At 58.7% G+C, this 22867-nt stretch carries 43 protein-coding genes; 19 read left to right on the top strand and 24 right to left on the bottom strand.

The window, feature by feature from the left end; all coding sequences use genetic code 11:
• Nucleotides 1-13 precede the first annotated feature (13 nt).
• The 9 genes from SJI00_RS07160 to SJI00_RS07200 all read right to left on the bottom strand — a co-directional run bounded on the left by SJI00_RS07160 (nucleotide 14) and on the right by SJI00_RS07200 (nucleotide 3624).
• Nucleotides 14-355, bottom strand: a complete 342-nt coding sequence (locus SJI00_RS07160; RefSeq protein WP_322461038.1) for a hypothetical protein — start codon at nucleotides 353-355, stop codon at nucleotides 14-16.
• A gap of 56 nt (nucleotides 356-411) precedes the next feature.
• Complete coding sequence (locus SJI00_RS07165) at nucleotides 412-630, bottom strand: hypothetical protein (protein ID WP_322461039.1); 219 nt, start codon at nucleotides 628-630, stop codon at nucleotides 412-414.
• Between the two features lie 43 nt (nucleotides 631-673).
• Nucleotides 674-1009 (bottom strand): hypothetical protein, encoded by a 336-nt coding sequence (locus SJI00_RS07170; protein WP_322461040.1) that lies wholly within the window; start codon nucleotides 1007-1009, stop codon nucleotides 674-676.
• Nucleotides 1010-1013: 4 nt separating this feature from the next.
• Entirely contained in the window at nucleotides 1014-1361 is a 348-nt protein-coding gene (locus tag SJI00_RS07175; RefSeq protein ID WP_322461041.1) for a DUF4406 domain-containing protein, read from the bottom strand.
• A complete protein-coding gene (locus SJI00_RS07180; RefSeq protein WP_322461042.1) occupies nucleotides 1358-1612 on the bottom strand; it encodes a hypothetical protein in 255 nt (84 codons plus the stop codon). The genes SJI00_RS07175 and SJI00_RS07180 overlap by 4 nt, the downstream gene beginning before the upstream one ends.
• Nucleotides 1609-1878 carry a hypothetical protein gene (locus SJI00_RS07185; protein ID WP_322461043.1) on the bottom strand — a complete coding sequence of 90 codons (270 nt, stop codon included), beginning with the start codon at nucleotides 1876-1878 and terminating at the stop codon, nucleotides 1609-1611. The genes SJI00_RS07180 and SJI00_RS07185 overlap by 4 nt, the downstream gene beginning before the upstream one ends.
• An 8-nt stretch (nucleotides 1879-1886) precedes the next feature.
• Nucleotides 1887-2081, bottom strand: a complete 195-nt coding sequence (locus tag SJI00_RS07190) for a hypothetical protein (RefSeq protein ID WP_322461044.1) — start codon at nucleotides 2079-2081, stop codon at nucleotides 1887-1889.
• Nucleotides 2078-2671 carry a hypothetical protein gene (locus tag SJI00_RS07195; RefSeq protein WP_322461045.1) on the bottom strand — a complete coding sequence of 198 codons (594 nt, stop codon included), beginning with the start codon at nucleotides 2669-2671 and terminating at the stop codon, nucleotides 2078-2080. The genes SJI00_RS07190 and SJI00_RS07195 overlap by 4 nt, the downstream gene beginning before the upstream one ends.
• A gap of 65 nt (nucleotides 2672-2736) precedes the next feature.
• Complete coding sequence (locus tag SJI00_RS07200; RefSeq protein WP_322461046.1) at nucleotides 2737-3624, bottom strand: hypothetical protein; 888 nt, start codon at nucleotides 3622-3624, stop codon at nucleotides 2737-2739.
• A gap of 64 nt (nucleotides 3625-3688) precedes the next feature.
• Between SJI00_RS07200 and SJI00_RS07205 the strand changes: the two genes are divergently transcribed.
• Nucleotides 3689-4930 carry a hypothetical protein gene (locus SJI00_RS07205; protein WP_322461047.1) on the top strand — a complete coding sequence of 414 codons (1242 nt, stop codon included), beginning with the start codon at nucleotides 3689-3691 and terminating at the stop codon, nucleotides 4928-4930.
• A 169-nt stretch (nucleotides 4931-5099) separates the two neighbouring features.
• Complete coding sequence (locus tag SJI00_RS07210) at nucleotides 5100-5837, top strand: DUF5677 domain-containing protein (RefSeq protein WP_322461048.1); 738 nt, start codon at nucleotides 5100-5102, stop codon at nucleotides 5835-5837.
• Between the two features lie 17 nt (nucleotides 5838-5854).
• Here SJI00_RS07210 and SJI00_RS07215 read toward each other — a convergent pair whose 3' ends face one another.
• From SJI00_RS07215 to SJI00_RS07270, 12 genes are all read right to left on the bottom strand, one after another.
• The gene (locus tag SJI00_RS07215) at nucleotides 5855-6367 is read right to left on the bottom strand and encodes a hypothetical protein (protein WP_322461049.1); all 513 of its coding nucleotides are present in this window, start codon (nucleotides 6365-6367) and stop codon (nucleotides 5855-5857) included.
• Nucleotides 6368-6448: 81 nt separating this feature from the next.
• The gene (locus SJI00_RS07220; RefSeq protein WP_322461050.1) at nucleotides 6449-6910 is read right to left on the bottom strand and encodes a hypothetical protein; all 462 of its coding nucleotides are present in this window, start codon (nucleotides 6908-6910) and stop codon (nucleotides 6449-6451) included.
• Complete coding sequence (locus tag SJI00_RS07225) at nucleotides 6907-7137, bottom strand: hypothetical protein (RefSeq protein ID WP_322461051.1); 231 nt, start codon at nucleotides 7135-7137, stop codon at nucleotides 6907-6909. Before SJI00_RS07225 ends, SJI00_RS07220 begins: the two co-directional genes overlap by 4 nt.
• A complete protein-coding gene (locus SJI00_RS07230) occupies nucleotides 7134-7901 on the bottom strand; it encodes a lambda exonuclease family protein (RefSeq protein WP_322461052.1) in 768 nt (255 codons plus the stop codon). The genes SJI00_RS07225 and SJI00_RS07230 overlap by 4 nt, the downstream gene beginning before the upstream one ends.
• Nucleotides 7898-8710: an ERF family protein gene (locus tag SJI00_RS07235; protein ID WP_322461053.1), complete on the bottom strand. Its 813-nt coding sequence runs from the start codon at nucleotides 8708-8710 to the stop codon at nucleotides 7898-7900. The genes SJI00_RS07230 and SJI00_RS07235 overlap by 4 nt, the downstream gene beginning before the upstream one ends.
• Before the next feature lie 8 nt (nucleotides 8711-8718).
• Nucleotides 8719-9873, bottom strand: a complete 1155-nt coding sequence (locus SJI00_RS07240; protein ID WP_322461054.1) for a coiled-coil domain-containing protein — start codon at nucleotides 9871-9873, stop codon at nucleotides 8719-8721.
• Nucleotides 9874-10031: 158 nt separating this feature from the next.
• Nucleotides 10032-10202 (bottom strand): hypothetical protein, encoded by a 171-nt coding sequence (locus tag SJI00_RS07245; protein WP_322461055.1) that lies wholly within the window; start codon nucleotides 10200-10202, stop codon nucleotides 10032-10034.
• Nucleotides 10203-10219: 17 nt separating this feature from the next.
• Nucleotides 10220-10489: a hypothetical protein gene (locus SJI00_RS07250; RefSeq protein WP_322461056.1), complete on the bottom strand. Its 270-nt coding sequence runs from the start codon at nucleotides 10487-10489 to the stop codon at nucleotides 10220-10222.
• Nucleotides 10486-10653, bottom strand: a complete 168-nt coding sequence (locus SJI00_RS07255; protein WP_322461057.1) for a hypothetical protein — start codon at nucleotides 10651-10653, stop codon at nucleotides 10486-10488. Before SJI00_RS07255 ends, SJI00_RS07250 begins: the two co-directional genes overlap by 4 nt.
• 20 nt (nucleotides 10654-10673) lie before the next feature.
• Nucleotides 10674-10895, bottom strand: coding sequence for a DUF551 domain-containing protein (locus tag SJI00_RS07260; RefSeq protein WP_322461058.1), 222 nt, complete (start codon nucleotides 10893-10895; stop codon nucleotides 10674-10676).
• Complete coding sequence (locus SJI00_RS07265; RefSeq protein WP_322461059.1) at nucleotides 10892-11173, bottom strand: hypothetical protein; 282 nt, start codon at nucleotides 11171-11173, stop codon at nucleotides 10892-10894. Before SJI00_RS07265 ends, SJI00_RS07260 begins: the two co-directional genes overlap by 4 nt.
• 391 nt (nucleotides 11174-11564) lie before the next feature.
• A complete protein-coding gene (locus tag SJI00_RS07270) occupies nucleotides 11565-11819 on the bottom strand; it encodes a hypothetical protein (RefSeq protein ID WP_322461060.1) in 255 nt (84 codons plus the stop codon).
• 454 nt (nucleotides 11820-12273) lie between these two features.
• Here SJI00_RS07270 and SJI00_RS07275 point away from each other — a divergent pair, with 454 nt between their 5' ends.
• Nucleotides 12274-12600, top strand: coding sequence for a DUF1654 domain-containing protein (locus tag SJI00_RS07275; RefSeq protein ID WP_322461061.1), 327 nt, complete (start codon nucleotides 12274-12276; stop codon nucleotides 12598-12600).
• 39 nt (nucleotides 12601-12639) lie between these two features.
• Here SJI00_RS07275 and SJI00_RS07280 read toward each other — a convergent pair whose 3' ends face one another.
• The 3 genes from SJI00_RS07280 to SJI00_RS07290 all read right to left on the bottom strand — a co-directional run bounded on the left by SJI00_RS07280 (nucleotide 12640) and on the right by SJI00_RS07290 (nucleotide 15028).
• Complete coding sequence (locus tag SJI00_RS07280; protein ID WP_322461062.1) at nucleotides 12640-13008, bottom strand: hypothetical protein; 369 nt, start codon at nucleotides 13006-13008, stop codon at nucleotides 12640-12642.
• On the bottom strand, nucleotides 13008-14126 hold the full coding sequence (locus SJI00_RS07285) for a hypothetical protein (RefSeq protein WP_322461063.1): 1119 nt from the start codon (nucleotides 14124-14126) through the stop codon (nucleotides 13008-13010). The genes SJI00_RS07280 and SJI00_RS07285 overlap by 1 nt, the downstream gene beginning before the upstream one ends.
• Before the next feature lie 62 nt (nucleotides 14127-14188).
• Nucleotides 14189-15028: a S24 family peptidase gene (locus SJI00_RS07290; protein ID WP_322461362.1), complete on the bottom strand. Its 840-nt coding sequence runs from the start codon at nucleotides 15026-15028 to the stop codon at nucleotides 14189-14191.
• Nucleotides 15029-15141: 113 nt separating this feature from the next.
• On the opposite strand from SJI00_RS07290, the gene SJI00_RS07295 reads away from it, so the two are divergent.
• From SJI00_RS07295 to SJI00_RS07365, 16 genes are all read left to right on the top strand, one after another.
• Nucleotides 15142-15378, top strand: coding sequence for a helix-turn-helix domain-containing protein (locus tag SJI00_RS07295; protein WP_322461064.1), 237 nt, complete (start codon nucleotides 15142-15144; stop codon nucleotides 15376-15378).
• 65 nt (nucleotides 15379-15443) lie between these two features.
• The gene (locus tag SJI00_RS07300; RefSeq protein WP_322461065.1) at nucleotides 15444-15866 is read left to right on the top strand and encodes a phage regulatory CII family protein; all 423 of its coding nucleotides are present in this window, start codon (nucleotides 15444-15446) and stop codon (nucleotides 15864-15866) included.
• Nucleotides 15867-15940: 74 nt separating this feature from the next.
• Nucleotides 15941-16792, top strand: a complete 852-nt coding sequence (locus SJI00_RS07305) for a replication protein (RefSeq protein WP_322461066.1) — start codon at nucleotides 15941-15943, stop codon at nucleotides 16790-16792.
• The gene (locus SJI00_RS07310) at nucleotides 16782-17588 is read left to right on the top strand and encodes an ATP-binding protein (RefSeq protein ID WP_322461067.1); all 807 of its coding nucleotides are present in this window, start codon (nucleotides 16782-16784) and stop codon (nucleotides 17586-17588) included. Before SJI00_RS07305 ends, SJI00_RS07310 begins: the two co-directional genes overlap by 11 nt.
• Nucleotides 17588-17761, top strand: a complete 174-nt coding sequence (locus tag SJI00_RS07315) for a DUF1382 family protein (protein WP_322461068.1) — start codon at nucleotides 17588-17590, stop codon at nucleotides 17759-17761. The genes SJI00_RS07310 and SJI00_RS07315 overlap by 1 nt, the downstream gene beginning before the upstream one ends.
• A complete protein-coding gene (locus SJI00_RS07320; protein ID WP_322461069.1) occupies nucleotides 17761-18072 on the top strand; it encodes a phiTE_015 family protein in 312 nt (103 codons plus the stop codon). Before SJI00_RS07315 ends, SJI00_RS07320 begins: the two co-directional genes overlap by 1 nt.
• Nucleotides 18069-18197 carry a hypothetical protein gene (locus SJI00_RS07325; protein WP_322461070.1) on the top strand — a complete coding sequence of 43 codons (129 nt, stop codon included), beginning with the start codon at nucleotides 18069-18071 and terminating at the stop codon, nucleotides 18195-18197. The genes SJI00_RS07320 and SJI00_RS07325 overlap by 4 nt, the downstream gene beginning before the upstream one ends.
• Nucleotides 18194-18610 carry a hypothetical protein gene (locus SJI00_RS07330; protein WP_322461071.1) on the top strand — a complete coding sequence of 139 codons (417 nt, stop codon included), beginning with the start codon at nucleotides 18194-18196 and terminating at the stop codon, nucleotides 18608-18610. The genes SJI00_RS07325 and SJI00_RS07330 overlap by 4 nt, the downstream gene beginning before the upstream one ends.
• Nucleotides 18607-19053: a recombination protein NinB gene (locus SJI00_RS07335; protein WP_322461072.1), complete on the top strand. Its 447-nt coding sequence runs from the start codon at nucleotides 18607-18609 to the stop codon at nucleotides 19051-19053. Before SJI00_RS07330 ends, SJI00_RS07335 begins: the two co-directional genes overlap by 4 nt.
• Nucleotides 19050-19352, top strand: a complete 303-nt coding sequence (locus SJI00_RS07340; protein WP_322461073.1) for a nuclease domain-containing protein — start codon at nucleotides 19050-19052, stop codon at nucleotides 19350-19352. Before SJI00_RS07335 ends, SJI00_RS07340 begins: the two co-directional genes overlap by 4 nt.
• Nucleotides 19349-19708 carry a RusA family crossover junction endodeoxyribonuclease gene (locus SJI00_RS07345; protein WP_322461074.1) on the top strand — a complete coding sequence of 120 codons (360 nt, stop codon included), beginning with the start codon at nucleotides 19349-19351 and terminating at the stop codon, nucleotides 19706-19708. Before SJI00_RS07340 ends, SJI00_RS07345 begins: the two co-directional genes overlap by 4 nt.
• Complete coding sequence (locus SJI00_RS07350; RefSeq protein ID WP_322461075.1) at nucleotides 19705-20388, top strand: hypothetical protein; 684 nt, start codon at nucleotides 19705-19707, stop codon at nucleotides 20386-20388. The genes SJI00_RS07345 and SJI00_RS07350 overlap by 4 nt, the downstream gene beginning before the upstream one ends.
• A 451-nt stretch (nucleotides 20389-20839) precedes the next feature.
• Entirely contained in the window at nucleotides 20840-21166 is a 327-nt protein-coding gene (locus tag SJI00_RS07355; protein WP_322461363.1) for an MFS transporter, read from the top strand.
• Complete coding sequence (locus tag SJI00_RS07360) at nucleotides 21163-21474, top strand: hypothetical protein (protein WP_322461076.1); 312 nt, start codon at nucleotides 21163-21165, stop codon at nucleotides 21472-21474. The genes SJI00_RS07355 and SJI00_RS07360 overlap by 4 nt, the downstream gene beginning before the upstream one ends.
• Nucleotides 21475-21591: 117 nt before the next feature.
• Entirely contained in the window at nucleotides 21592-21780 is a 189-nt protein-coding gene (locus tag SJI00_RS22535; protein ID WP_416221014.1) for a YodC family protein, read from the top strand.
• Between the two features lie 460 nt (nucleotides 21781-22240).
• Nucleotides 22241-22849 (top strand): putative metallopeptidase, encoded by a 609-nt coding sequence (locus SJI00_RS07365; RefSeq protein ID WP_322461077.1) that lies wholly within the window; start codon nucleotides 22241-22243, stop codon nucleotides 22847-22849.
• Nucleotides 22850-22867 lie beyond the last annotated feature (18 nt).

The following is a 22867-nucleotide window of genomic DNA, read 5'->3' on the forward strand; positions in this document are numbered from 1 at the left end:
GGCAGGTTGGTGGTCAGCGCTTGATGATGTCGCCCGTGGTGGTTTTAACCTTTCCGGTAACCGGTCCGCAGGTCACATCGCCCGACATGGTCTCGACGTCGCCAGATACGGCGCCGCAATAGACATCACCGCTCATGGTCTCGATTTGGCCTGCGCTGCCGGTGACAGTTACGGTGCCGGAGCCATTTTCGACGGATTCCGCATTACCGTTCACGGTCACTGATACCGGCCCGACCAGGCTGCCGGCCTGCTCAACCCCGTCGACGACTACCTTGTCGCCATTGATGCTGATGTTGCGCCCGGTGAATGTGCGCCCATCGATAGTTACGCTGGAACCGGAAGCTCTGATTTTCATGCGTGCAAATCCTCGCCCGCGCGCATCGGCGGGCTTGAGTAGTAGGTGGGAAGGGATTAGGCGCGGTGGCCGCGCTTGATGAACCAGTCGAGGGCGTCGCAGATCAGCAGGTTCTCGTACCAGTCCTCAATCTCTCGCTGCTCATGGCGATCGCGGAAGAACATCGGTCCGAGGTAGTTGTGCCAACTCATGAACACCCTCGTACCGTCGGCCAGTGGCAGGCGATAAAACGGTGATCGGCAGACAAAGCCGTACTCGATGCGGATGCAAGTCATCGCGGCCCCCTTGCGACCAGGTAGGCCATGTAGGCGAGGGCGATCATGGCTTCCACCTCGTGCCCACGCGATACACCGTCATCAAGTTGTGATGGCGTGGCACTTTGAGGACGTGGTCGAAGAACTCGCCCTTTCCAGAGATGAATCCGGTAGGCACTTTGGTTCCTCCGGCGCCAAACTCACGCCAGCATTCTTCGCCGCCGTTCTTTTCCCAGTAGGCACGCTCGCGCTTTGGAATCTCATCGTAGGTCTTTTCGAACACGGAGATATCCGGGATATCGCAGATCCGGCGCCATGCGGGATTGCGTTTGCACCATTCAGCAGCATGCTGAGAGGCTTGATCGACTGAGTAGAATTCCTTGGTGCTTTGTTCTGTCACGGCATCAGCTCCAGAGATCAATGATTCGGATGAATTCGGGTAGTGACTTGACTGGAAGCCCTAGCCCGCGGGCCAGCTCGACCTCTACACGAGCACCCCGGGACTCGTCCCAGCCTGGCAATGTCACCACGTAGTCGCAACGCGACACCTGCTCGACGGCGAGGCGCATGTATCCGAGCCAGCTACCGCATGGCGGAGTGGGGTTTTCTGCCGGGTTTTCGACATGCGCCCCGGCCGCTCGCAGCTCACTCGCTGCGGCATTGAAGGCGGGATAGTTGAACTCCGGCAGGCCGGTCATTGGCCCGGAGATGTAGACGCGCCTGGCTACCTTCACTTCGATCAGGTCGGTCATGGCCGATCACCTCGAAATGCTTGATAGCCTGCGGCGATTGTGTCGCCGAAAAACATCCAGATCAGGACGGCCGCACCCAGCGGGTACCACACCCAATCCGGCAGGTAATGCAGCAGGAGAACCAGGGGAATTGCTACGGCGAGCACGATCAGGCAGAAGATGATCATGAACAGGTGCAACCCAAGCTCACGCTTCCCAGTTCGCCTCATGGCTGACAGGGCGGCGCGCAAGCGCGATTTTGTTTCGCTCACAGCTCATACCTCTCATCAATCCAGCGCCCAGGCGCCAGTGCGGGTGTAGGTTCGGGTTGTTGTTCGTGCGGGGAGAGCTGGCGGTCGGCGCCGGCCTGCAGCTGGCTGTCGGGGATGCAGCTGATGCCCCCGCGGTTGAACGACCAGAACAGCCAGCAGGTGACGTTTCTCTCGTCGTCATGGATGACCGATACCTCATTGGGCAGGGCCGCGTGAGCACTGACGCCGGTGGCCAGCAGCAGGAGGCAGAGGGCGAGGCGGGTCATGGTTGCACCTAGCGAAGAATGATTACGGGAACGGCAGGGTCCAAATCCGGGTTTTCCCGATGGAAATCCGAATGCGCCTGATGAAAGTCGGCGCTGTAGGGAGTTCCGTCGTACTCGAATTCACCTTGGTCGTGCGTTGCGGTAAAAACTTCCGCATGGGCGGGCACACCGCGTAAAAGTCGTACAAGTTCGGCGGTAGTCATGGCGTCACCACTCGGCGGGCCCACTGCACATGCGGACCATCATCCGTATCGAAGATGCCCATCAAGAACCACTCCGGGCCGGGCGATTCAGGCTCCCAGCCATTGCAGTGCGCCGCGCCGTCGAAGTACGGGTGCTCAACCAGGTCCGAATCCATATCCCAGGTCTTCAGCTCCAAACCTTGGTCAGCTGCCCATTCCTTGTACGGCGCCGGGTCTTCGGTCCCGCCGAAGTCCGGGATGCCGGGGTGGTGCCACCATCCGTTCTCGTCGCGCCGCACAATTGCGTGCCGAATCAACTGCTGGCGGTCGAGGCGCTCGATCTCGGCGAGGATCAGCGCTGCGGCCTTAACAAGGTCGCGTCGGCGGTCAGCGCTCGGCTTGAATGTCTTCGCTCCCCAAGGCCATTGAGTGCTCAGCGACCCCGGTTTGCCCGCCAGACTGGCGTAGGTAGCGCCCGCTTCCGACAGCTCGCCCTTCACATAGCCATCGTCGTGGTACAGCGAGTAGCCTTCGCCGCTGACCTGCCGCTGGCGCTCGAGCACGACGTCCTGAGCCGCGCGGTTGAGGGTGATTCCACTTTTCTCGGGCATGACGATTCCTTTGCCGCCATATCGCGGCATTGAATAGAGGGGAGAGGGGTTACAGCGGGGTGGGGCTATTGCTTGAGCGAAAGGCCGTTCACAGCCTCGCTGTACATCAATTTGATCTGATCCCACGGGATAATGTGGGGCTGCCCATACTCACCCGTGCCATCGCACATTTCGCAGCCTTCAGCTGGTTCCTCAAGCTCAGCGCACTCGGGGCATTCATGGGTGGTCTCCAGCTTGAACTCTCCGATCAGCAAAGCCTTGGCGCCATTCTCGGCCGTGAGTCGTCGAGGCATGACGCAGTAGCCCTCGGGGATCTGCATGACGAGCGCGCTCGGCTCTGTGCTGGCGGATAGGTAAGTTTCGAGCCAGCAGCGAACCACTTCTGGAAGGTCGGGGCGTGTGGAAATATCACGCAGCAGCGCCTGTGCCTCGGCCAGCTGGGCGCGCAGCTTGTTCTCTATGCCCTGGCTGACGTTGTCTAGGAACTCGCCAGCTTCGTGTAATCGCCGGACTTCGCCGCGAAGCCGCTCAACCTCGGCAAGGTCGGCCACCGTAGCGCTCGGGTAGCGATCATCGCGGCTGTTCCGCTCCACCCTGACGAACAGGTGGGCGTTCCACGACCGTGAAATCTGCTCGAAGCGGCGCAGCGCAGCCGGCCTGGCGCCTGCACCGCAGAAGTGCTCATCCACCCGGTCGTGATCGTCGAACACGATGATGTGCGGGCACTCTTCGGGGATGGCCAGCGCCACCGGCTCGCCCTGGTGCTGCTGGGCTGGTTGGGCAAGAAAATCGGAAATTCGCGTAACTGCGCGATCGATCGGCGCCTGAATGAAACCGGGCAGCGGCTCATCTGCCGGCGGAGTCATGCCGGTCACGCCGGAAACCATGCAGACAAGGGCTTCGGTGACAATCTTGCTCAGTTCGGTACTGTTGGATCGGTTTTCTGTGGGCATGGGATACCTCGCTAATCTCTTTGTGACATCATGGGTCGACCTCAGTCGTCTCTTAGGAAAAAATATGCGAGTCGAAGGTGTTAGCTCAAAATCTATATCGCTGGAAGATGAAGTTAAGTCAGTGCTCCGAGGTCTAAAGATTACCAATGTCGAAATGACGGACGGTGCTGTGACTTTTTCGGTGCGTGGGGAAGTTGTGACTGTTACAGCTGAAGAGGTAGATGGATATAAGCGATTTAAAGAGTCGCCTAAGCAGGTGACTGAAACAAGCATATTTTTTGAGGGGTATTATGAACAGGCAGTTGAGATTCATGGTTATGGACCTAACTCGTTCCGCTTGTTCAAGGAGAGCAGGACTATAGCGCTGAAGCATGATCAGTCTGGTTTTATTATTGAGTTGAGCCCGTTATCAGCTATGTTTGTCATGCATATGGCTGACAATGATGAGGTCAATAAAGACTTTCGTAGGGCTACGATGTATAAGTCTATAAGAGGGTCTGATCCTGGGCGCGGGTTGCGTGATTTATACGGAAGGTTCATGTCTGTTAAGGTCTTTGCTCCCGCAGACTATGCTCACAGGAAAAGCGCAAAGCAATTACAGGCTATTGCTGATTCTGGACTATACCATATATCATATGGAAACAGCGTAGCGCTCGTACCTCTTAAATCTTGGGAGCGATCTTTTTTTAGGATTTCGAGTCGATCCGAAACAGTTCAGTTTCCTTTGCTCACCTATAATCAAGAATTAGTAGCTTACTATCAGATGGCGTTGGGAGCTGAAAGTCTTGTTTTAGCATACCTAGCGTTATATAAAATCCTTGAGTATTTCTACACGGATGCTTCTGAGCATATTTTGCATAAGAAATTGAAGGCTCATTTGGTTGCGCCTGACTTTTCTCATGCGAAAGTGGGAAAGCTTCGGGCGCTCACAAAGCTCGTCAGAAATTTCGATAGCAAGATGAATGAGAGAGTGATGCTGCAAACCGTACTGGAACAGCATGTCGATAAGGAAGCCTTGCGCGACTGGATTAAAAATTATCAAGTTCAATCTGGTGTGGATCTTACGGTAGAGCAAGATGTTTTCGGTAAATCGAACAGAATCGATCTTTCCGATAACCAGATTTTTCCAGCTGTGGGCGCTAGGATTTACCAGATACGTAATGCTTTAGTGCACAACAAAGAAGGGGAAGAATCAAGGTTTACCCCATTCTCAGGTCAGGAAAGGTTGCTTGTTCAAGAAGTTCCATTGTTGTTGAAGATTGCAGAGGATCTAATCCATCGGACAGGTAAGGAACTGCAGTTGTAATTGAAAATGCACTTGCGACTATTGAGGATCTAATTAAGCGTCCCTCACACTAATTTTAAACTGAGCCGAAAGGTCAGGATGCATTTAATGCCCGCTGGCAGGATACAGTCATGATAAATTGGTGTCTGAATTGTAAATAACTATCAGCGGCTTGTATCTGGAGCTAATTATGGAAAAATCGGAAGTTATAAATGGCTTTGCTGATAAGGGTTTTCTTTCGGCCGGCATTGAAGTTTTTCGCGTTACCCAGCGTAAAAATCATCAAAAAATTTTTCTCGAGGCCGAGACTGCATCGGCCTCGGCACATCAACTCGTCATGACCGCCGGTGCACATCTGAGTCAACCTCATATGATAGCTTCTTTGAACTTCTTCCAAAGAGCCGTGCGTAGTTGTCAGGCAGCAATCATTCTGTGCGAGAGGGGGCTGGTTCTTGATGCGCAGACATTAACTCGTTCCGCAGTAGAGGCAATATTTTATGGCGGAGCATTGATCAATGATCCCTCTATTTTTTTCAGAATTGCAAGAGAGGGCGATGTGGCTGAGGCAAAGCAGGCCAAGGCATTAATTCGTTCCTTTTTAGGCAGAGGTCTATCCGAACGAAACATAGCAGATCTGAATGAGGTAAGTCGTCGGGCTGATGGAGGCGGAGCGGGGTTTTCGTGTTTTGACGCCGCTGGCGTCGCGGATATGATCCCGCTGTACGACACCATATACCGGGGTCTTTCTGGGGTTGCCAGCCATGCCACCTTCCGTTCTATGGATTCCTCAATTTTGATGAAGGATGACGTACCAGCTCTTATTACTGGGCCGACCGACTATCATTTGGAATTCACCCTAGGGATAATTAAGGTTTGTCTTGATGTATCAAGCATAAAGTTGCGTGAGAATTTCATATTCGACGAATGACTGTAGTTTGCGCACCGTCAACAAGGCATCAAAATTTCGTCTCCGGGATCCTGCTGGATCATCAGCATACTCTTACGGTCGAAGGCCAGCGCCAAGCGCGGCGAAATGCTGATCTCATGCCGCGGCGGGGTCAGAAACTTCGCCGCTTGCAGCTGGCCCAAAGCATGGATGCCGTGAACCAGCGCCTCGATCATCTGCCCGTGGATAGCGTCGACCCATCCGCAAATCGCCCGCAGGTGCTGGCCTGTTCGCTTCCTGGCAGAAAGCCGCAATGACTCAGTGCGCGCCACATTCCGGTGAGCTTCGATTTCGTGGCGCGCGATCCTGAACAAGGCGTGGTGCCCGAGCGCCTCGATGTGATGGATCATCAGCGTCAGCGCCTCGCCCTGCTCAGTGATCTCCGCCCATTGCATCAGCTCGGCCAGCGCCTGCTTCGTGCCGGGCCGCACCTTCATGCGAAGGTCTTCCTCCTGGTGCTTGGCTGCTTTGGTGTGCCGCCGCACATCGCGTTCTTTCTGGGTCATGGCCATGCGGTTGCTCCTTCAGGCCGCTTGGCGGCAGTTGCAGGTGCAGCTGGCGTCGGCGCTGCTGCGTGATTTTTCGGATGGGTCTCATGCGGCTTTCTGCTGATTCCAGGCGCCCACGGTCGTGAACAGCCTGGCGGCCTGAGCTTCGTCCATGGTCATTTCGGTGGGGATGGCGATCCAACCGGATGCCACCAAGTGATTGGGGTTGGCCTGGCCGCGCAGATCGGCGTAGGTCGTCTCGATCACGTCGGTGATGTGCGAGGCCAAGTAGTTACCCTGGGGCGCGACCTCGATCGACTTGCAGTACTGCTCGCCGTTCGGCTTCTGACACATCACGCTGAGGTAGATCGTCCAGCGGTGCGGGATGTCGCATACCGCGTCGACGATCTGCCGGCTGCGAATCTGTCGGCAAGACTTCCAGTTCATCAGGAGTTGCTGGCCGCTGGGGTCGATGCTAACTACTGCCACGTGGTTTGTGACCAGCAGAGACCGACAGGCCCGCTCGATGCGGGCGCGGAGGTTGTGAGGCTTGCGGACCTTGCTCATAGCTCGGCCGCCATTCGCCTCAAGGCGCGGCGCTCACTGAGGCTCACAGCTGGTCGTCGGCGCTTCAGGACCGTATCAGGGTCGACCCTGTCCGAACGCTCCGGTGGGAAGCCATCGCCGCACGAATCAAGGATGACCACGGCTTTGCCTCGGGCGAAGAATGCGGACTTGGCTGCGTCGAGGGCCGCTTGGCGTTGAGCGCCGAGCATTACGAGATTGTCGGTCATGCTGCTTTGCTCCTCAGCTGTTTTTCGTATCCGTCGACCAGCAGCTTGAAGTCCCACAAGTCGGCCTCGAGCTTTTCGATGTAGTCGTCGTCACGCTTGAACTCGCGCCACCAGAGCTGGCGGCCCACTGGTTTCAAGAGCGGGCAATACATCCCGATGTGCCACCATTTTCGGCCGGTGATCCACATGCAACCCTGCACCTGGTCGATCACGTCGCTGGCATCGTTGTCGATGTGGAAAGAGCGCAGCTTGTCGGGCGCCAGGAAGCACTTGTACTCGCTGCCGCCGTCCGCGCCGATGAACCCATCCGCGCTGGCGCCGAAGACGCCGTCATCCGTCTTCACCAAGCCCACCTGCTGAACTATCAGGCCGGTTTGAATTTCGTGCTCCATCCTGGCCTCTGGCTCCAGCTCGTGGCCGCGGCGCATCTGCCAGGTCTCGAATCCGCCGTCGAGCGGCGCGCCACCGATGCGCTCGACGGCGAGCTCGAAGGCGTAGGTGAGAGCTGCGTTGGACGGCTCACCCACGGTTTTCCCATCCAGCGCTCGCTGGACAACTTCAGCTTTCGGCGCGGCCTTGTATCCGGCTACATCCCGGGCTTTGGCTTCGCTGTGCCCTGCCAGGATGGCTTCGACATACTTGCCCTGCTGGGCCGTGAGCCCGTTCACCTTCGAGCGGGCGGTGCTGAACATGCTGGCGGTAATCACTCCAGCACGTGCCTGAAGCCATTCAGGCGAGCCCTGGGCGCAATTGACGATGATCATTGGCTGACTCCCTCTTGTTGCGGCGGGGTGAGCTGCTGGCCGCGCGTGGTCACGGCGACCTTCAGCGCCTCGTAGAGGTCGGTCGCCGTTTTGCTATCAGTGGCCTTGAGGTCTTGGGAGGCCTTGACGCCCTCCTGCCAGACCTTCGTAAGCGAATCTTTGGTGTCGGCCGCATAGGCCTTCGGAATCCACTCGTTCATCAGCTCGCCCAGGCTCTGCTGGGGCTCGCCGCCGTTCCCATCGTTGTCCTCATTCGTCAGCACGACGTTGAAGATCATCATCGTCAGGTAGCGGCGGGCGTAGCTGAAGGTTGATCCGTTGGCGTGTACGCCGGTCTTGTTGACGCTGCCCTTGATGCCGGTGGAGTCGATGGGCAGATCAACGTGGTAGCGCTTGGTGTGACCGGCTTCATGCATGCAGTCGCAGACGGTGCGGATGTGGCCGGCCAGCGGGCTGTCATCAGTGCCGAATGACAGCGAGAAGCCGTGAAGGGTGTAGGTCGGCGCGATCTTCTTGTCGATCGACTCCAGGGCCGCATAGGAGCTGTTGGTCTGGCTGTTGTACTTGTCGCGGAACACCGGCCCGATCTCAGCCTGGGCGCGTACCATTGCGGCGTTGAAGGCGGCGGATGCAGACCGGTCGGTGTACCGCTCGTACATGGCCATCATGGCCTGCATCTTCTCGGTATCGAACGACGGGTCAGTCGCGGCCCGCTGCACCATGGTCAGCATGGCGGTCGCTTCCGGCGTAGCTGCGGCTGCGGTGATTTGCCGAGACTCGCGGTGCTCGGCGATGGCTGCGGTGCTCATGGCGTACCTCAGTAGGAAATAGTGATGTTCGGGATCTTGCGCTGGGCGATCAGGGTGATTGCCTGCCTGGCGCATTCCTCGGTCATGCCGCCGGCGACGAATGCCTCCAGAGCGGCGCGGTTGATGCTGCGGCGGTGCGCTTCGTCACGCTCACGGGCTTCCTGCTGGCGCAGGATCTCGGCAGCAGCGGCATCAGCTCGGCGGCGTTCGTCTTGGCGTGCACGCTCGGCGGCCTCTTCGGAGCGGCGCTCGGCGTCCTGACGCTCTTGCTCGGCGCGCTTCTCAGCCGCGATGCGGTTGGCCTCGGCCTGTTCTGCAGCACGCTTGGACTGCTCGGCCTGCTGCTGCAACTCGAATCGTTGGCGCTCGGCGGCGGCTTCAGCATCGCGGGCAGCCTGTTCGCTGGCGCGCTTCTGGGCGGCAGCCTGATCGAGCAGTTCCTGTTCGCGCCGGGCGGCCGCATCGCGTTCAGCTTGCTGCTGCAGGGCGATACGCTGACGCTCTGCCTCCACGGCCTGTTCCTGCGCCTGTCGAATGCGGTCGGCCTCGGCACGCTCCTCGGCCTCGCGGCGCAGACGGGACAGCTCGGCTTGCTCGGCCTCGAACTGCTCGCGCTTTTGCAGCGTGGCGCGCAGGGTTGTCAGAACCCGATCCTTGTTGTTCGCCGCCTCGGCTTCGAACTCTTCCCAGTGGGCGCCGAGCTGCATGCCTTCGGCTTCAGCTATCAGGCCTTTGATGTGCAGCGAACTCAGCTCGCCCAGGTCGTCTGCCAACGTCTTGAGCCAGTTCAAGCGGTCGTTGTGACGATCAATGCGGGCATCCTCGGCCGCTTGCCACTCGTTCAGTGGTCGGCGCACCTCTTCCTGCCAGGCATCCAGCTTGTCCCGCATCCGCTTGCGCTCGGCGTCGATCTTCTTGGGGATTTCCTTGAGCTCTGCCACCAGTTCCTTGCCGACGTTGTCCAGCGCGGTCTTGGACCTGGCCACCTTGTAGGCGATCGAGGCGATAGCGTCGCGGCCTTTGCGAGTGGTTACATCCGGCACAAAGGCGTCGATTTCGTCACGGATCTTTTGCAGGTAGGGCTCAAGGCCATTTGGCGCTTGGTAGATCTGCAAGGCTGTTTCTTTCAGCGGTACAGCGGCCAGTTCGGTTTTCTCGGACATGCAGAATCTCCCGCGCCATCCCTGCGGTGGGCGCTGATGTGTTGGTTACGGCGCGATGTGGCCAGCCAGAGCGCTGACGAGCATGAAGGCGGTGCAGAAGGTGAGGGTGAGGAACGAGCCGCGCCAGGTGGCGATGCGGCGGGCGCGCTGGTAGCGGGTCACTGGGCAGGCCTCACGGCGATCTGGCCGGCCTTCAGAGCTGCGGCAGTGACCGGCCCGAGCTGGTCGACCGGAAATTCACGCGGCAGGCCTGCGCTCAGTACGGCCAGGCAGCGCTCGATCTCTTCGATCTGCTCGTCGATCAACGATTTAACGGGTGCAGTGCTCACAAAACCTCCTTGCGCCATCATAGAGTCTGATGAGGCGCCGAAATATTGGTCATTTTCTCCCGGCACGCGGCCAGGAACTGCGTGTTGTACTGGTTGGCGATGCGCTCGATGTGTGCCAGGAAGTAGTTGTGCTCTTCGAGGCTGATCACGCGGAGCAGCAGGGCCAACGTGTTCACTGATCGAGCTGCGCAGCTTGCGTTGGGCTGGCCGACAGTCTTCTCGAACATATTGATTTCGGATGCGACCCAGCCCGTGGCTGTTTGGTGATCCATCTGCTGTTGAATCATGCTGCCTCCTCGGGCTGCTCGGTCTCTTCTTCGGCGCAAAGCATGCCGTGATCAAGCAGCTTCTCTCGGCTGCCGAAGCATCGCTCGCAGAATGGGCACTCCCACTCGTCATCCGAAGGAAGGCGGTTGTCGAACCGCCACTGCGCTGCTTGAAGTGCGGACATGGCGGCCTCCAGGTGGTGGGTTACTCGGTGGGTGGGGTGAGGTGCGGCTGCCAGTGCGTCACGCGGTGCTCGAAGCGCGAGCCGTCGCCATAACGCCAGTCGATGCCGTTCCAGTAGAGGAAGCGGGCGCCGTTGAAGGTGCTCTGCGCTTTCCGTGCCGGGGTGTAGCCGATTACCCAGGCCTTTCCGCCGCCCTTGGGCAGCTCGGGCAGCTTGTCGCTGCACTTGATCCAGCCGCTCATGGCTTCACCCGGGTGGCGAGCATGGCGTCGGCCAGTTCGTAGGCAGCTTTGGCAATCTCGTTGGTCTGGCGGCCCCATGTGTCCGGGTGAGCGCAGATGCCCTGCAGGGCCTTGGATGCGAAGTGGTCGCGGAGGGTCAGGCCAAAGAAGGTGCCGTGGCCGCCATACTCGCTTGCCGACACTGGGAAGGCAGGATTCTCCCCTTCCTCAAGAGCGGCGTTGTATCGCTGTTCTGCGCCTTCAATCTCGCGATCCATTTGGGCTGCCATGTATTCCATTTGGTGATCCTCGGTAGCCAACCGTATCGATCAGGTGCCGGGCACCAGTGACCAAGCTGGGCGTGAAAAGCCAAGCCCGGCACCTGTCGATGCGGTCGTATGTGAAGGGAAGGGGATGCGGGGTGTATCGGTGGAGCAACTGGCTTCATGGCTCGACCGGCTTCGCCCGGGGCATGAGAGGCTGGGTGGTCCTTCACCAGTTGATCCACCGATAAACCCTGCGATGGGGAGCAGGGCATCGGGCCGTCTTTCCGGCTGTCACCGCACAACCATTGAGCCCGTCATGCGGAAGGGCTATCCCTTTATGCGCTTGGGAGTCCAGCGGCCGGCTAACCCCGGTCAGGATTCATTTCCCGACTGGCCCTGTCGCCAAGGCCAGCCAGTGAAATCGTCATGCTGCGAACAGCACTTGCTGCTCAGGTTGTGATGCACACCGCCGCAGACCAGCTTTTGCGGCCGATTCAAGCAGGTGCAGCTCACCCTCAAAGTCGGCGTAGCAGTCCGGGGCGGTTGCGATGACGGCGCGAATATTGGCTGCGCGTTCTTGCAGCGCCGGGATCACGATGGATCGCATGTTTCCAACGGTGCGCAGGTCAAGGCTGCAATTCCGGCATAGCCAGATGTAGTCGAGGATGAATTTCGGCATTCCTATGTCCCCCAGTTGATTTCCAATGCCGCCTCATCGAAGCGGCATCAGTAAATCGTTCTGTTCTCTCTCAGGCCCCGGTCGCTCACCCGGTATCGCGCTTCCTGCATCTGTCGAGGCATGCGCGCCGCTTGGATGCCGCGCTATTGCGGCACACCTGATCGCACCAGAGCCCTTCGGGGATGGTGGCCTGCTATGCCTGCAGGCTCGGCGGTCTTGGTTGTTAAAGAGCGGGTCGGCTTGAGGGCCTCCCGAGGGGCTGTGTGGCGCCTCGATGGAGTGAAATTTAGCCCATAGCTAAAACATCGTCAATAGCTCAGAGCTAAATTATTTTAGCCAGGCGTAGGATCTCGTTCCTGCGAGAATTTCTCGAGTGAAGGGTTTACCGGAGATTTAGCATTGAGCTATCCTTCCAAAATAACTGTACGAATATACAGCTAAGAAGGAGGAAGGGATGTCTAAGCAAAGGAAGACGGCTACACAGGATCGCCAGGAAATGACTGGAGTTGAGAGGCTGAGCCTAAGGGTGTCAGCGATGATCAACCATCCCGTTGCGCAGACGCAGCGTTGGGTGACTATCCATCGCCTGGACATGGACGGGGAGGATGAGTGGGAGGAGGTAATGGGCCTGCTCGCGGAGACGTCAGAGCTGGATCTGACGTTCAACGACGACGTGAGCGTGACGGTCAGGTGGGAGCTTCAGGCAAACGAGGAGCGGGATGACTTCTTCGCTGAGCGAGACAGAGAGGAGGAAGCAGAGAAGGAGGCAGCGTGTTTCTGACGGGCATGAAAAAGCCCGCGTTTTGCGGGCTGTTGCGCATCAGGGCTTGTAGAGCCAATCACGAGCCTCAGCGATGGACCGCAATTCCTTCGACTTACGCCTGATATCACTCTTGCCATTGCCCTCAAAATCAATAATCGCATGTTCTTTGAAAGCAGCTGGATCAGGTAAGGCTGGAAGATCCAGCGATTGGCACTCTTCTACAGTGACTGCCAGTACTCCCATCGAGCGCAGTCCCAGAGTATCGACGAAATGATCATGAGCTTCAGGCGGGCCTATCAGATCGCCATCGTAGCAAGAGAGCTTCATTTCATCCTTAGGTGTAGGGCTGAAAACTTGAGATGTGATTCGGCCGTCCTGAACCCAGTTTGGATTGACCTGGCGCAAAAGCCGTGTGTTTCCCTTCATTAAATTTCTCCCTTAGCAGCCTTAGAAATCATATCAATCAGACTTTGCAGGTGCTCGGGGTCCCTCAAGTCGAAAACTTCTGCGATTTCTTGCTTGGTCTGGGTATTTAAACAATGCACATCACCCTGAAGTTCTCCGAGGTCAATGTCCATGCTCATATCCTGGTTAGCTGTTCTCCACTCAAGCAAAACTCCCCCATCCTCCGTCGGATAGATGTACGGCGCGGGCAGAGTAGCCGGGTAGGTTGAACTGAAAAACGACTCCAGCCAATCGAATTCAGATTTGCTAGGAACGGCGCCTATACCGTCAAGCCATCCCGGCCTCAGAAGTCGGAGCTCATCGATGCGAGCTAAAGGATCATTGGTGTCGATGATGACGGCGTCCTCAATCATGTCGAATGAGTCTAGCCGCTCATGTCGGTCAAATCGAGCTACGCCTGAGATCGAAACTTTTACGCCTTTTCTGTAGCCGCTCGTTGCGTCAAGAATCGTGTCAAGGTGGATCGCATCCACAGACGATGTGATCTTTCGACCAGTCGGCAGCTGAAGCTCAAAGCTCATTTTCGCTTGGTCAAGTTCTGAAACCAGCCCGCGTACGGTGACCTCCTCAGTGATCTCTTCATTCTGGGAAGCTAGTAGAAGGCGCCTGCGCGTCAGCTTCGTGAGCCTTGCCGGTCTCGCTTTTCCTGGGAAGAACTCAAGTATCTCGCCGTCGCGCAAGCTTCGCCCAAACCTATCAAAGTATCCGAGGAGGTTCGCTGGGAGCTGAGTGATAGGTTCGTTGTGCTCCGCTGCGTCAATTGCCCGGCCGATGGCGTCTGCAGCCCGGTAAAAGAAATCTTCATTGGCAGCCGGAAACAGCCCTGCAGAAGGATCCTCGTACTCGAGGACTATCGCCGGGCAGGCGCTCCCTTTTTTCACCTCAGACAATGCAATCGTAAGTGGGCTAGTGAAGCCCTTGGGTGACCGTTGTCGGCTGTTGTCCTGAACGTAGATCCATTTCGCTACGGCAATCAGAAAATCCTCAAGGACCGCAAGGTCTTTAAGCATTTCTAGCGGAATCGTATGGTCATCAAATCTTTTGCCGACTAGTCTCGGCTCGATCAGTGGTCGCTTCATGAGTTATCCGTTTCTCGTAGCTGATTCGGGGTCCATATTCAGGTGGAGTTGGGGCTGTCGCCTCATAGTAAATGAGCGTTCCAAACCAGCAGTACTCTGGCCTGGATGTACGTTTCTTCCCGCCTGATCATCCTGTCCTTGTGCTGCGAATTGTCCGAAATCATCTCGAAGTATTCCTCGTCTGCGATCTGCAGGCGCTTGATGTACTCGTGTCCGCCCCAAGAGAAGTAGTAGATCCCGTCACCAACGAATTCGCGAATGCTCACGTCAACGATCAGCGGGTCGCGACTCTTGATCGTGGGCGCCATCGACTGGCCCCAGCCGGTGACTAGCTTCAGGTGGTAGTGCTCCTTGAACTCAATGCCAAGTTCGCGCAGGTGCTTCGGGCTGACGCGGACGTCCTGGAGCATCTCCGGGAAGTCATGCGTCACCTCGCCGCCGCCCATCGCGCCGCGCACGTCGTAATGAGCGATCCACACCTCATCGCCCACCAAACCAGGTCGATTCAAATCAGCTTTCACCAAGCCTTGGTTGCCAGGCCCACCATCGACTGGTGCCTCGGCGGCAGCCAGCAACCGCTGCCGCGTCTCCTCTGGAATGCCTTTCCCGCTTTTCGCGAGCATCTGTTTAACCAGGTCCGCTGCTGACCATTTGCTGTCCACGGACTCAGCGTGAGACAGAGCTTCTTCACTCGCGGGGATCGAGTCAAACCAGCCTCGCGGCAAATCCTCCACTTCCTCAATCCGGCGCGCTACGTCGTCGCCTAGGTTCTTGACCGTCTTGTCCGAAAGGATCTGGCTCAGGTGCGCAGGCGCCATACCCCAGCGCTCTGCGCAGGATCCCTTTCGCTGAGTGCCAATCAGCTTGACCAAGTTGTGCTTACGAATTTCGTAAATATCCATGGCGCGAAGAATGCCAGTGTTTAGCTCCATGCTAAATGTGCTCAAAGCTAAAATCCTCTTGATTCAATGTTAGCCATGAGCTAAATTTCTCCTTGTGTTTAAGGAGAACTCCCATGAATGATCACCTTCGCGACTGGTTAGCGCAGGCCTCAATCGAGCGCCGGCTGCAGGTTGCTGCTGGAGCCAGTACCACTATCGGCCACCTCTGGCAGCTCGCCGGCGGTCACCGCAAGGCATCTGCAGAGCTGGCTGAGCGCCTTCAGGACGCCTCTTCTGGCGAAATCACCATTGCCGGACTGCGGCCCGATCTCATTCCATTTGCTCGAAAAGCGCTCAAGGGTGCTGCGTAGGTGGAGCTCAAATTCTCCAGCCGCCCGCGCCTGCCGACCACTGAAACAGCACTGAGGTTTTACGGATGGAAGACTTTCTGAGAGCCACCCAGAGCGCTGTTCTGGACGGCGAGGCAAAGGTGCTCGCCTCGAAGATGGGCGTTCCGCATGTGAGCCTGCTCCAGCGCGCGAACCCGGACAACGATGCACACCGACTGACGATCGAGCACCTGTTCGGGATTTTGCTCCACACCGGCGACATGCGCCCGCTGGCTGCGCTGGCGGGGGAGTTTGGCTTCGATTTAGTGGCGAGGGTCGCGCCGGAGCCTCAAGCGCTCACCGCATCCCTGATCAACGTGGGGAAGGAGGTTGCTGACCTGACCATCGCAGTGCACAACGCACTGGCGGATGAGCACGTCAGCTCGCTCGAGAAGGCCCAGATCAAAGTGGAGATTCAGCACGTTCGGCAGAGCTTGGATGTGATGGCGGCTTCGGTGAAAGCAGCCTGACGGCTGAGCAGCAGGCACAAAAAAGCCGACGGGCAAGGTCGGCGATTTCGTTAAAGCAACTTGTGAGATGAATCATGACAAACGTCGTCCCATTACGCAATACCGGGGGGTTTACCCGGATGGACAATCAGCTGATGGATGGCCTGCTGGCCATCAACCTGTCGGCGCACGAAATGAAAGTCGTGCTGTATGTGGCCAAGGCCACGCTGAACTTCAACGAAGGTGCCCAGCGCATCCCTGCAACGACCATCGCCAAGGCGACCCACATCCACCCTGACACCGTGTCGAAAGCGATCTCCGGGTTGCTGCGCCGCCGCGTGCTCTTCCGCGAAGGCGGGGCGCGTGGTGATATCGGTCTCTGCGACCCGAAAGAATGGGTCTTCATTGAACAGCCGAAACAGACCAAATCGTCTGACTCGGCTCAAATCATCCGAATCGGATCGGAACCGAAACAGACCGAAACCGACGACTCCCTTCTCTATTCCAAGAAAGAAACCCCCTATGTAAATCTTCCTTCGGAAGATATTACATCTCCCCCTCAGGCTGATCCGGAGCCGACGAAGGCTGAGCGCAAAAAACCGTTCGGCCTGGCCAAGCTACTGGCCGACAACCCGCATGGTCTGTCCGAGCCGTTGCTGGCCGACTGGTTGGCGCTGCGCAAGGCCAAGAAGGCCGCTGTCACCGAGACGGTATGGAATTCACTGAACGCCGAGCTGGTCGCGTGCGCCGCCCTGGGCATCGCCGCTGACGTCGCGATGACCGAAGCGTTGTCCGCCGGCTGGCAGGGCTTCAAGGCGTCGTGGATTGCAAAGCGCCTGGCCGAGCAAGAGCCGAAATCTCCCGCCCCATCCCGCCACCACGGGTTTGACGACAAGGACTACACCGCAGGCCTGAAGCGCCGGGAGGATGGCAGCTATGCGCTCTGAAAAAGTCACCCCGATCAACCAAGCCGCGGTCGGCAACCGTATCGAGCCCGCAGAGTGCGACAAGCACGGTCCGTTCGACCAGAAGGTCACGATGCTGATGGGTCGAGCCCTGCGCAGCCAGTGCCCTGAGTGCGCCCGAATTGCCAGCGACCAGCGCGAGGCGCGCGAGCAGGCTGAACAGGCTCTGACCGTGCGCATGGCCCTGTCCCGCAAGCTGGGCGATTCGCTGATCCCCAAGCGTTTCGCCGACCGCTCACTGTCGAGCTACAAGGTCGAAAACAAGGGCCAGGCCGACGCCCTGCGCTTCTGCCGCCACTACGTCAAGACCTTCACCCAGATCGCCGAGACGGGCCGCTGCATGGTGCTGCTGGGCAAACCCGGTACCGGCAAGACACACCTGGGCGCCGGCATGGCCAACGACCTGATGCGCACCACTTCGCACTCGGCGGTGTACCGGACTGTTGGCTCGATCCTGCAGGCCATCCGTGCGACCTACGACCGCGCCAGCGAGGCGACCGAGGCAAGCATCCTGGCCAGCCTGATCGAACCATCGCTGCTGATGCTGGACGAGGTGGGTGTGAGCAAGGAGCAGCCGAGCGACTTCGAGCTGACGACGCTGTTCGCAATCATTAACGGCCGGTACGAGCAGGTTAAGCCCACGGTGGTGATTTCCAATCTTGATGGCCACCAGTTGCCAATGGCCATGGGCGAGCGCTGTGTCGACCGGCTGCGCGAGGGCGGGATGATCGTGGTGCCGTTCGAGTGGGAATCGCACCGTGGCAAGGAGGGCGCGTGATGAGCACGATCAAGAAAATCCGCGCCAGCCTGATCGTGGCCCAGACGTTCGCCAAGTACTGCGTTCTGTTCGTGCCGGTGATCTGCGAGAGCGAAGAAGAGTTCACGCGACTGCTCGCTCGGACCATGCGAAAGCTCGACGAAATGGAAGCCGCCGAAGAGGAGCAGCATTGATGGACACCAACAAGATGCGCGAGCAGTTCGAGGTAGCGATGCGAGGCATGACCTTCTCGGTTGATCTATCGCGCGGCAACCACGGCTGTTACCTGACCCTTCGTACCCATGAGCTGTATTGCTCATGGGTTGCGTCCTGGCAGTCATCGCGCGAGGCCGTGGTGGTGGAGCTGCCGCCGAAGCCTGAGGTTCCCGAAGATCCCGAGGAGGCCATCGACGACAGCCACATGGACGCCTATCACTCGGCCATTGGCATGCGACACGCGTGTGCCCAGTGCATCAAGGCCGCCGGCCTGAAGGTGAAGCCATGAACCCATTCCTGATTCTCGCCCTGATCGCGACCTGGGCGGTGGTGATCCAGCAGTACCTACGCCTGAAAGACCTTGAAGCGGAGCGCGACCGTCTGTTCAAGCTGCTGCAGGAGGACCGGCCATGACGATCGACAAGCAGAAACTCAAGGCGCTGGCTGAGTCCATGTTGCGCGATGAGCAGGGCGCGGACTTCACCGAAGAAGAGGCTGCAGCATTCCCGCAGGAGGTTCGAGACTTCGAGTCGATGACCAGACCTGCGGCCATCCTGGCCCTCCTTGCTGAGATCGAGCACGCATGGCGAGAAGCTGGCAGCGAGTGTAGGGACTGGGCGCGAGAGGTTGAGCGGCGTCAAGAGGTGCAGCGCGAGCGCGACCAGTTCAAGACCGAGAACGAGACCCTGCACAAGGATGCCGAGCGGTACCGAGCGCTGAGAGACGGCTGCTGGCTGGATCGCTGGGCTGATGGGGCTTGCGGACTCGAGGACCGGCATCGCGCTGAATTCGTCGACGGATGCGTGGACAGGATGGTGCGCCCATGACTGACCTCATGCTCCGAAACGAATCCGACCGCGCCCGCCTGCTGGGCTACATCACCGGCCTGGACCTGGCCAGGCCGCGCCGCCTGACCATCGTCGAGGTGCGCAGCAAGCGCTCGGACGCGCAGAACCGCCTGCTGTGGCAGTGGAACGGGCTGATCCAGGCGCACCTGCGCGACTCGCACGGCCAACTGGCCAGCGCTGAAGAGTGGCACAGCATCCTGGTGGCCAAGCTCTGGCCCGCCGAGGTGCACCCGGTGCAGTTGCCCGATGGCACTCGGTACCGCGTCGGTCGGGCCAAGACCCGCAAGTTCACCACCCAGCAGATGACCCAGTACCTGGAGCTGCTGGACGCCTACAGCGCAGAGCACCTGCAGTTGCTCCTGCCGCACCCTGAGGATCTGATGATGGCGATCTACGGCGAGCGCCGGGGGAGAGTGGCATGAGGGTCGTGAGCAAGAAGGTCCGCGAAAGCGCCCGTGGCCAGGACTGCACAGTCCGCATCCCTGGCACCTGCAACTTCAACCCTGAGACGACCGTGCTGGCGCACCTGCCATGCGGCAAGAAGGGCATGGGCATGAAGGGCTTCGACACCGTGGCGGTCTACGCCTGCTCGAGCTGCCACGATGCGCTCGACGGGCGCGGCCGGGGCGAGGTGGATTGGTCGGACATGCCTAGGGCCATCGCGGAGACGCATGAGGCCCTGATCCGCGCCGGCTTGATGACAGTGAAGGGGGCCGCATGAGCGAAGTGATGCTTCCGTGGCCGCCGGCCGCATGCAGCCCCAACGCCCGCGTGCACTGGTCGAAGAAGAGCAGGGCGGCCAAAGCCTATCGCGCCGCGTGTCATGCGCTCGCCAAGCAGGCCGGCCTGCAATCCCCTGCAGGCCAGGCGCTGCTGGTAGTCGAGTTCGTGCCGTCCGACCGCCGCCGACGCGACGACGACAACCTGCTGGCCATGTTCAAGGCGGGCCGTGACGGCCTGGCTGATGCTCTGGGCATCGATGACAACGTTTTTGCTACCCAGGTCAGGGTGAGCAAGGAAACCACCAAGGGCGGCGCTGTGCGCGTCCGTATCGAACCGCTGGAGGCCGCAGCATGAAATACCAGAACGTGGTATCCGCAGTAGTGCGCGCACTGGCGGCCGAGACGATCAACAGTGCCGGCGGCTGTGACTACGAGCCAAAGGTGCAGTCCAGCAAGTTGAAAGGGGAGATCACCGGCAAGGACGCGGCGCTGCTGGCCGACTGCATCGTGCACAAGATGCTGCACGCCCAGCTCACCCCCAGGCACTGGCACGCGCTGCTGGCCAAGTACAGCACGCACAAGGGGCGAAAGGTGGATGCGATAGGCAGATTGGTGCCTGTGGTGGCTACGCCCGCGCCGCGCCGCTTCACGCAGCAGGCCGTGCTGGTGTGGGCGGTGCCGGAGCAGCGCAAGGGCGTGCAGCGCGTAGCGGTCCAGGCCAAGCCTGCCGAGGTGCGTGAGTGCGACAAGGGTGAGGATCGCTGGGCCTGGCGCAACAAAGCAGCCCAGCGAGCCGTGGAGCGTGCTAATGCTCACGCCAAGACGGTTGCCGAGGATCGCCCAGGCGAGATGATCGTCCTGGCTGCGTCGAACTATGACATGACCACCTGGGATGATCAGGGGCTGACAGAGCGAACGTACCAGCGCTGGAACAAGGCCATTCGCGGATCGCTGGAAGGTTTTGTGAACGAGGCGCTGGTCGAGGCCCAGCACCTGCTAGAGACGGTAGGGGTGCTGGAAAGCGAGGCAGCGTGAAATAGTCCCTCTAAAGGGCTTGCAATATCATGTCGCCATGTCGCAATATGCGCCCATCCTGTCATTTCTGCGCACTGTGTAGGAATGCTTACCTAGCAGCGAGCTTAAGCTCAAGCGGTAGCGAAGGCGGGTTGTTGATGTTTGGAGGTCTGGTATGGATAGTTTCAATGTGGTTCCTGCTAGCACTGAGTGACACACCAAGCGCAGTACAACAATCTGGACAAGAAGGAGGTAGTCGTATGAAGAAAGTTATGTGGAAAACCTGGATTAGTTTCTCGGCAAACGCATCAACAGCCTTCGGCGTCAACAGCCTGCCATCCCTCACCATTCAAGATCTTCGATAGTTTCGGAGATCTGTTCAGCTTTTACGTGTCGCTTGTCCGGCACACCAAATTCAAGAACCCGGCCCTCGCGCCGGGTTTTTTCGTTCATGCGCTACGAGAGGTCGAGCATGGGTTTCTTCCACAGCCTGCTCGAGAAATTCGACCTGGGCATTGCGGGCCTATTCGGGGCCCTGATCGCCAGCCGTTGGCACAAGGACGACCTGACAGATCGCACGGCCTGGCTGTTATTTCTGTTCACCGGCATGGCCTGCGCTCACTACCTCACCGGTATGGTCAGCGCCTATTTCGGCATCGTCGAACCGCGCAGCGTGGCCGGGGTAGGGTTCCTGCTGGGCACCTTCGGCGGCTCGCTCATCGCCGCCATTACCCGCGCCATCAAGGCCGCTGACCTCTGGTCTGTCATCAGGTCCAAGTTCGGAGGGCCTTCCCAATGATGCTTGAGTACGTGAATGCCATCTCGGCCGGCCTCATTGGTTGGTGGGCGACCTGGGCAGTCTTGAGCGGCAAAGTCCGCGATGGGGTGGTGGGCAAGATTCTGTACATCGTGATCGCCCTGAGCGGCTACGCCATCCTCGCCCGGTCGGACCGGATGTTCTTCACCCCGAACACCGCCGGCGTGACGATGCACGTCGCCCTGGCCCTGGCCGGTATCCGCCACATGTTCGTCATCACCTACTGGCCGCGAGTAAAGCGCTGGGTATGCCGGCGTCTGGACTGCGACCTGTGCAAGCGGTCGAACTGACCTGAGCTCAAGTCATTCGCGCCAGTCGCTTTAGATCTTGAAAAAAACGCTCCAAGTCCCCACTGTCCCAGCTCACACGAGGAGCAGGTTAAATTGTCCGAATTCAAGATTGGCGATGTGGTGGAGTTGGTGAGCGGCGGTCCCGTGATGACAGTGATAAGGATCGAAAATCACAGCTATCGTGTCGACGGGAGGTCGAGAGTGACTTGTGAGTGGTACGAAGGCGGGCGTTACCAGACTAGGGCGTTTGTGCCTTCCGCCCTCAGAAAAACCAATAGGCGGCCGCAGAGACCTTTTGGGTGTTAGCAGATACGGCATTGATCGCGATTGCCAGAACGAAGCCCTCTGCATCTGAGCTCGTCAATCACTGGAGTGTGCCGCATGCGAAAGCGGCACTAAAAGGATCGTTACCCTCTGTTGATCATGTCGATGACATTTATCAGGTCTGAGGCGGTGTGGTTTTCAAAGCTGTTCCCCTGAAAATTCACGGATCCCGTGCTGTAGATGTTCATAATCAATCCGCACTTGAATATGAATTGGTGCTGAGTAGCGGTTGGGTGCTTTTCTGCAGCGTCAGGGTGTTTGCGGCGAACTGTATCGATCAGGAAAGCAGGGTCATTACATTTGATAGGCATGAATGAAGCTCGAGTTGAGGGTTGGAGGTAAGCCAGCCAATGAGCTTGCATTTCGCAAAACGATAGCCCTCCTTGGCCGACACTGAGCATGTGGTGGCGACGAGACACTATTTCAATGGGGATGGCGGAAAATGGGCAAGCCAACACCTCCAGTTAGCCTGCTTGAATCGGTATTTCAGACCCTTAGTCCTGCGCATGAGGTCTGGGAATGGATAACGAATGAGATCCTCGCCGACACTGGAAGCCTGCATAACCCCGATCATGCCCACCTGCTGGATGCCAGCGTCCAGGTGCTGTGGGCATCGCAGTCGTTCGCTAAGCAGGGCCGAACGGTGCTAGGTCAAGCCGAGCAGGTGATGCACCGCGCCGGCGGCTGGCAGAAGGCCCGCCAAGAGCAGCAGATGCGGGAGTGGTTCGGCGAAGAGCCGCAGTTCCTGATCACATTGGCAGCCGACTACTGCGCCCAGTGCACCGACGCCGAGTTCTGCGCCCTAGTGGAGCATGAGCTGTATCACATCGCCCACAAGGCGGACAAGTACGGCGCGCCGGCCTTTGGTGATGACGGCATGCCCAAGCTGGAGATGCGCGGACACGACGTCGAGGAGTTCATCGGCGTGGTTCGCCGCTACGGTGCCAGCCAAGACGTACAGCAGTTAATCGACGCTGCAAGCCAGCCACCTGAGGTGGCCAAGATCAATATTGCGAGGGCCTGCGGAACCTGCCTGCTCAAGTCGGCCTGAATCCTGACAGGCCCTGAC

It is taken from the genome of Pseudomonas gebzensis (assembly GCF_034427815.1).
Classification (GTDB): domain Bacteria; phylum Pseudomonadota; class Gammaproteobacteria; order Pseudomonadales; family Pseudomonadaceae; genus Aquipseudomonas.

Coding starts and splice junctions, on each gene's coding strand:
- SJI00_RS07160 (WP_322461038.1), bottom strand. CDS start 355: ATGAAAATCAGAGCTTCCGGTTCCAGCGTAACTATCGATGGGCGCACA.
- SJI00_RS07165 (WP_322461039.1), bottom strand. CDS start 630: ATGACTTGCATCCGCATCGAGTACGGCTTTGTCTGCCGATCACCGTTT.
- SJI00_RS07175 (WP_322461041.1), bottom strand. CDS start 1,361: ATGACCGACCTGATCGAAGTGAAGGTAGCCAGGCGCGTCTACATCTCC.
- SJI00_RS07185 (WP_322461043.1), bottom strand. CDS start 1,878: ATGACCCGCCTCGCCCTCTGCCTCCTGCTGCTGGCCACCGGCGTCAGT.
- SJI00_RS07190 (WP_322461044.1), bottom strand. CDS start 2,081: ATGACTACCGCCGAACTTGTACGACTTTTACGCGGTGTGCCCGCCCAT.
- SJI00_RS07195 (WP_322461045.1), bottom strand. CDS start 2,671: ATGCCCGAGAAAAGTGGAATCACCCTCAACCGCGCGGCTCAGGACGTC.
- SJI00_RS07200 (WP_322461046.1), bottom strand. CDS start 3,624: ATGCCCACAGAAAACCGATCCAACAGTACCGAACTGAGCAAGATTGTC.
- SJI00_RS07205 (WP_322461047.1), top strand. CDS start 3,689: ATGCGAGTCGAAGGTGTTAGCTCAAAATCTATATCGCTGGAAGATGAA.
- SJI00_RS07210 (WP_322461048.1), top strand. CDS start 5,100: ATGGAAAAATCGGAAGTTATAAATGGCTTTGCTGATAAGGGTTTTCTT.
- SJI00_RS07215 (WP_322461049.1), bottom strand. CDS start 6,367: ATGGCCATGACCCAGAAAGAACGCGATGTGCGGCGGCACACCAAAGCA.
- SJI00_RS07220 (WP_322461050.1), bottom strand. CDS start 6,910: ATGAGCAAGGTCCGCAAGCCTCACAACCTCCGCGCCCGCATCGAGCGG.
- SJI00_RS07225 (WP_322461051.1), bottom strand. CDS start 7,137: ATGACCGACAATCTCGTAATGCTCGGCGCTCAACGCCAAGCGGCCCTC.
- SJI00_RS07230 (WP_322461052.1), bottom strand. CDS start 7,901: ATGATCATCGTCAATTGCGCCCAGGGCTCGCCTGAATGGCTTCAGGCA.
- SJI00_RS07235 (WP_322461053.1), bottom strand. CDS start 8,710: ATGAGCACCGCAGCCATCGCCGAGCACCGCGAGTCTCGGCAAATCACC.
- SJI00_RS07240 (WP_322461054.1), bottom strand. CDS start 9,873: ATGTCCGAGAAAACCGAACTGGCCGCTGTACCGCTGAAAGAAACAGCC.
- SJI00_RS07250 (WP_322461056.1), bottom strand. CDS start 10,489: ATGATTCAACAGCAGATGGATCACCAAACAGCCACGGGCTGGGTCGCA.
- SJI00_RS07255 (WP_322461057.1), bottom strand. CDS start 10,653: ATGTCCGCACTTCAAGCAGCGCAGTGGCGGTTCGACAACCGCCTTCCT.
- SJI00_RS07260 (WP_322461058.1), bottom strand. CDS start 10,895: ATGAGCGGCTGGATCAAGTGCAGCGACAAGCTGCCCGAGCTGCCCAAG.
- SJI00_RS07265 (WP_322461059.1), bottom strand. CDS start 11,173: ATGGAATACATGGCAGCCCAAATGGATCGCGAGATTGAAGGCGCAGAA.
- SJI00_RS07270 (WP_322461060.1), bottom strand. CDS start 11,819: ATGCCGAAATTCATCCTCGACTACATCTGGCTATGCCGGAATTGCAGC.
- SJI00_RS07275 (WP_322461061.1), top strand. CDS start 12,274: ATGTCTAAGCAAAGGAAGACGGCTACACAGGATCGCCAGGAAATGACT.
- SJI00_RS07280 (WP_322461062.1), bottom strand. CDS start 13,008: ATGAAGGGAAACACACGGCTTTTGCGCCAGGTCAATCCAAACTGGGTT.
- SJI00_RS07285 (WP_322461063.1), bottom strand. CDS start 14,126: ATGAAGCGACCACTGATCGAGCCGAGACTAGTCGGCAAAAGATTTGAT.
- SJI00_RS07290 (WP_322461362.1), bottom strand. CDS start 15,028: ATGGATATTTACGAAATTCGTAAGCACAACTTGGTCAAGCTGATTGGC.
- SJI00_RS07295 (WP_322461064.1), top strand. CDS start 15,142: ATGAATGATCACCTTCGCGACTGGTTAGCGCAGGCCTCAATCGAGCGC.
- SJI00_RS07300 (WP_322461065.1), top strand. CDS start 15,444: ATGGAAGACTTTCTGAGAGCCACCCAGAGCGCTGTTCTGGACGGCGAG.
- SJI00_RS07305 (WP_322461066.1), top strand. CDS start 15,941: ATGACAAACGTCGTCCCATTACGCAATACCGGGGGGTTTACCCGGATG.
- SJI00_RS07310 (WP_322461067.1), top strand. CDS start 16,782: ATGCGCTCTGAAAAAGTCACCCCGATCAACCAAGCCGCGGTCGGCAAC.
- SJI00_RS07315 (WP_322461068.1), top strand. CDS start 17,588: ATGAGCACGATCAAGAAAATCCGCGCCAGCCTGATCGTGGCCCAGACG.
- SJI00_RS07320 (WP_322461069.1), top strand. CDS start 17,761: ATGGACACCAACAAGATGCGCGAGCAGTTCGAGGTAGCGATGCGAGGC.
- SJI00_RS07325 (WP_322461070.1), top strand. CDS start 18,069: ATGAACCCATTCCTGATTCTCGCCCTGATCGCGACCTGGGCGGTGGTG.
- SJI00_RS07330 (WP_322461071.1), top strand. CDS start 18,194: ATGACGATCGACAAGCAGAAACTCAAGGCGCTGGCTGAGTCCATGTTG.
- SJI00_RS07335 (WP_322461072.1), top strand. CDS start 18,607: ATGACTGACCTCATGCTCCGAAACGAATCCGACCGCGCCCGCCTGCTG.
- SJI00_RS07340 (WP_322461073.1), top strand. CDS start 19,050: ATGAGGGTCGTGAGCAAGAAGGTCCGCGAAAGCGCCCGTGGCCAGGAC.
- SJI00_RS07345 (WP_322461074.1), top strand. CDS start 19,349: ATGAGCGAAGTGATGCTTCCGTGGCCGCCGGCCGCATGCAGCCCCAAC.
- SJI00_RS07350 (WP_322461075.1), top strand. CDS start 19,705: ATGAAATACCAGAACGTGGTATCCGCAGTAGTGCGCGCACTGGCGGCC.
- SJI00_RS07355 (WP_322461363.1), top strand. CDS start 20,840: ATGGGTTTCTTCCACAGCCTGCTCGAGAAATTCGACCTGGGCATTGCG.
- SJI00_RS07360 (WP_322461076.1), top strand. CDS start 21,163: ATGATGCTTGAGTACGTGAATGCCATCTCGGCCGGCCTCATTGGTTGG.
- SJI00_RS07365 (WP_322461077.1), top strand. CDS start 22,241: ATGGGCAAGCCAACACCTCCAGTTAGCCTGCTTGAATCGGTATTTCAG.